Source organism: Anaerotruncus sp. 1XD42-93 (assembly GCF_009917605.1).
Lineage (GTDB): Bacteria > Bacillota > Clostridia > Oscillospirales > Ruminococcaceae > Anaerotruncus.
The window spans coordinates 1-1,499 of record NZ_QZEG01000170.1 but is presented as its reverse complement, the minus strand read 5'-3'; the positions used below and the strand labels follow the sequence as shown (position 1 = coordinate 1,499).

1 pseudogene is annotated in these 1,499 nt (G+C 57.2%); it reads right to left on the bottom strand.

The window, feature by feature from the left end:
- Positions 1–1,499 (bottom strand): annotated as a pseudogene (locus tag D5269_RS17800) (helicase SNF2); the annotation flags it as partial.

Sequence of the window (1,499 nt, the reverse complement as noted above, 5' to 3'; positions counted from 1 at the left end):
CGGATCGCCATCTGCTTCTGGGCGGCAAGGGTGGTTTCTTTGGCGTTGAGTACCCGGCGCTCCCGGCCCTCCGCGTCCTCAACCGTGTCATAGATGCGGACGTCCCGCAGGTTTAAGCTGTCCTCCAGAATCTTGTAGGCGTTGGCCCGGTCGGTGCCGTAGGTGGTGTTGGCGGCTACATCGCCGTACCCAACGGCGTTTTTGCCGGTGATCTGCCACTCGGCGGTGTAGGGGACATACTTGACCTCAATCTTCCCTTGCAGATAGTACGGGGTGTGGAAGGTTTCGTACATGAATTGCTGGATGTAGTCTTTGTCAATCCAGGTAGCACCCAGGCGCACCTCGATTTCCGATGCGTCCAAATCCTTTGGCTGGGCGGCGGTCAGCGCCTCCACATTGACAGAAAAGGCGGGGTCTTTATCTGCCGCCCGCTGCGCCTGCCGCAGTTTCCGGCGCACATTGCCGGAGAGGTATTCATCCGCTGTCACATAATGGGGTGATTCCCCCTCCGCCAAAGGTCCGGGCAGGCGGAAGATCACGCCCCGCAGCTCCTGCGCCAATTCCTCCTGGGTTTTGCCGCTCAGTTCCGCCATGTACGCCATATCCACCTCTGCCTTTTCCGCGATGGAAACAGCCAGGGCTTCACTGGCGGTGTCTACCGAAGTAACAGCCTGATGGGGCTTGATGGTGCGCTTGGTGAACATATCCGCTTTTTGCTTCAGCTGCCCGTCATCGTCAATGACTTCCAGGGCGCAGAGCAGATAATAGCTGGAATCATCGGCAAAGGCCAGCCGGTTGCCCCGGTCATTGATAAGGCCGTATTTTGCGGAAAATGCGTCATAGAGCCGGTTCAATTCGGCCTGTGTTTCACGGATTGCCGCATCTGAAACAAAGCTGTCCATCTGCTGGCCGATGAGCTTCTGCACACAGTCCCGCAGTTCCACCAGACCCTTGATACGGGCCTCGGCGGTAGCGTTTAGGTCAGGGCGCACCATGCGGCTGTTTTCCCGGTAGTACACCGCACCGTCCACAACGGTATAGGAATAGTTTTTTACATCAGGGTCAGCAGGGATAGAAGTATCAATTTCTTCCCCCTCGCCCAGCTCCGGCAGTTCGGCCTCCTGGTAGGTCCCGCGAATGTACTTAACCGCATCGTGCAGCTGGTCGGAAAGTTCCAATCCCTCAATGGGATTTACGGTGTAATCCATGCCATGAGCGGTGCTTTCCGGCTCCTGCCTGCCCAGCACCATTTCCGGGTGGTCCAGAAAATAGCGGTTGATGGTAAAATCTTCTTCGGTCTGTCCGGTCTGCGTCCAGTCCGGTGTAATGTCGATAGGGCGGTCCCGTTTTTGCAGGAATATAATGTCGGATACCACTTCCGTTCCGGCATTGGCCTTAAACGCATTGTTGGGCAGACGGATCGCCCCTAACAGCTCCGCCCGCTGCGCCAGATACCGGCGCACCGTAGAATCCTTGGAATCCATCGTGTAGCGGCTGGT